Genomic DNA, 2,667 nt, shown 5'->3' on the forward strand with positions numbered 1-2,667 from the left:
TGCGCACTGGTTCTCCCGATCCCGTCTCACGACTGTTGCGCCAAACTGCTCCTTGCCCTCTTCCGCTCCGACGTCCTCGCGACCTACAGCGGGCTTATGCCGCCGCGGCCGGAGACTGGTAAACGCCACCGCGGGCCATCAGGGCCAGACGATGCGCGCCATCTTGTTCGCCAGCGCCACCCGCACCAGCATTGGCGGCTTGCGTGACAGCATCCCGCCCAGCCATGTGCCTGGCTGGGCCGCAGCATGGGTATGCCGTTTGATGATGACGCTATTGGCGCCAATGATCAGCAGGCGCCTGAGGGATCGCTCGCCCATCCTCGTCGTGGCCCCGAGCCGCTGTTTGCCGCCTGTCGAATGCTGGCGGGGCGTGAGCCCGAGCGTCACGCCGAAGGCGTGCTTCCAGCACGACGCCGCAAAATCCCGAGCCTTGCGGAAAGTCTCGGGCGGCGGCGCAAGGGTCGCGATGGCCGTCGCGATCAGCGGGCCGATACCGGGCACCGTCATCAAACGCCGCGCCAATTCGTTCTCCTTGGCGCGACGGGCGATCTCGGTATCGAGCTTGCCGATCTCTGCCTCCAACTGCGCCAGTGCCGCGACCAGAACCTTGAGCGTAGGAATGGCGTCGGCAGGCAGATCGCATTCCGGGTCTTCGACGATTGCAATCAGCTTCGCCGCGTTGGCCGCCCCTTGTGGCACGATCTGTCCGAACTCGCTCAAGTGCCCTCGAAGTGCATTGATGGCCTGGGTCCGCTGCCGGATCAGAAGCTCGCGCACGCGAAACACCATCGCCGCGCCCTGCGTCTCTTCACTCTTCACAGGCACGAAACGCATCGTCGGGCGCAGTGCGGCCTCGCAGATCGCCTCGGCATCGGCCGCATCGTTTTTCTGACGCTTCACGAAGGGCTTCACGTAGGCGGGCGGGATGAGCCGCACGTCGTGGCCGAGTTTCCCGATCTCGCGACCCCAGAAATGCGCACCGCCACAGGCTTCCATCGCGACGACGCAGGCTGGCAGCTGACCGAAAAACTCAAGGACCTTGACGTGACCCCTTGTTTTTCCTCCAGAGGTTGCTGGAATTCAGACCGAAGCGAAGGGACTGGATATGAAGCGAAGCAGGTTCAGCGAAGAGCAGATCATCGGCATCTTGCGGGAGAACGACGCCGGGGCGACAGTGGCCGAGCTGTGTCGCAAGCACGGGATGTCGTCGGCGACGTTCTACGCGTGGAAGGCGAAGTATGGCGGCATGGACGTGTCTGACGCGCGCCGTCTCAAGGCTTTGGAGCACGAGAACGCGAAGCTGAAACGGCTCTATGCGGACGCGATGCTCGACAATGCGGGGCTGAAGGATCTGCTGTCAAAAAAGTGGTGACGCCTGCCGGCAGGCGGGAAGCGGTCGCACATCTGAGGAGGAGCCTCGAGGTGAGTGAACGGCGGGCGTGTGCCATGATCGCCGTGGATCGGAGCTCGATCCGCTATCGCAGCAGGCGACCAGATGACGCGGACCTGCGGGCGCGGCTACGGAAGCTGGCCGATGAGCGGCGGCGGTTTGGATACCGCCGCCTGCACGTCCTGCTCCGCCAAGAGGGGCATATCGTGAACCGCAAGAAGACCCAGCGGCTCTACCGCGAGGAAGGGCTGACGGTTCGGCGACGCAAGTCCCGCCGACGGATTGCGGTGGCGCGAACACCGATCCCGCTGGCGACCGTCCCGAACAGCCGATGGTCCGTCGACTTCGTTCACGACCAGCTCGCCAACGGCCGACGGTTTCGGGTGTTGAACGTGATAGACGACGTGACGAAAGAATGCCTGGCCGCCATCCCGGATACCTCGATCTCGGGCAAGCGCGTGGTGCGCGAGATCAAGGCCATAATCGAACGGCGCGGTCGGCCCGGCGCAATCATCAGCGACAACGGAACGGAGTTCACGTCTGTTGCCGTGCTGGCCTTCACGAAGGAGTTGAAGCTCGACTGGCGCTACATCGCACCCGGCAAGCCAACCCAGAACGCCATGGCCGAAAGCTTCCAGGGCCGGATGCGAGACGAATGCCTCAACGAGCACCTGTTCTTCTCGATGGGTCATGCTCGCGCCGTGATCGCGGCGTGGCGAAAGGACTTCAACACCGCGCGTCCGCACTCGTCGCTCGGCTACGTCACTCCAGCCGCATATGCCGCGGCCTTGAAATCGCAATGGCCATCGCCGCTTCGCTCGATGAATGGCTCCGCGCCGATAGCCATTGCTCACGTCGCGCAAAAGCGCAAACCTCAACCCACGATTCCGGTCGCCGATGGATGAGCGACGGGGGTCACGTCACCTGGCGTACAATGCGCAGGATCGCTTCGCGCTGATCGTGTGGAAGCGTCTCGCGCCACCTGTCTCGGGCTGCTACCGGGTTCCTGATTACGGTATGATAGCCATCCCCCGAACTCTCGTGTGTGAGCGACGCCGACAGGAATCTTTCGACATCCACGTGCCATGGCACCCCGAGGCGGGTGAATAGCTCGCGGGCGATATGGATCGGCTGTTCGCAAAACTCGTCATAGACGACGAGGGTCACGTGATCGTGCCGCTCTGCCAGATCCTCCATAACCTGATTGTATACGGTCCATCTGAGCGCGATAATCTCCTCACGCGCAAAATCAGCCTCTGTGAGTGCCGTTGCCGGTT

The 2,667-nt window shown here is 63.2% G+C and carries 2 protein-coding genes and 1 pseudogene; 1 reads left to right on the forward strand and 2 read right to left on the reverse strand.

Features of this window, described 5'->3' with window-relative positions; genetic code table 11:
* Positions 1 to 94: 94 nt before the first annotated feature.
* Positions 95 to 1,041: pseudogene (locus tag LCF60_RS24265) on the reverse strand (IS110 family transposase); the annotation flags it as partial.
* A 64-nt stretch (positions 1,042 to 1,105) separates the two neighbouring features.
* On the opposite strand from LCF60_RS24265, the gene LCF60_RS24270 reads away from it, so the two are divergent.
* A protein-coding gene (locus tag LCF60_RS24270) for an IS3 family transposase (RefSeq protein WP_292295094.1) occupies positions 1,106 to 2,295 on the forward strand; the annotation gives its coding sequence in 2 pieces (ribosomal slippage) (positions 1,106 to 1,358 and positions 1,358 to 2,295; 1,191 coding nt in all).
* A gap of 10 nt (positions 2,296 to 2,305) precedes the next feature.
* Here the strand turns inward: LCF60_RS24270 and LCF60_RS24275 are convergent.
* Positions 2,306 to 2,667: hypothetical protein (locus LCF60_RS24275; RefSeq protein WP_292295095.1), on the reverse strand; the 362-nt coding region annotated here is incomplete at its 5' end.

Origin of the sequence: Marivita sp. (assembly GCF_020055635.1) — a bacterium.
In the GTDB taxonomy this organism is placed as follows: Bacteria; Pseudomonadota; Alphaproteobacteria; order Rhodobacterales; family Rhodobacteraceae; genus Marivita.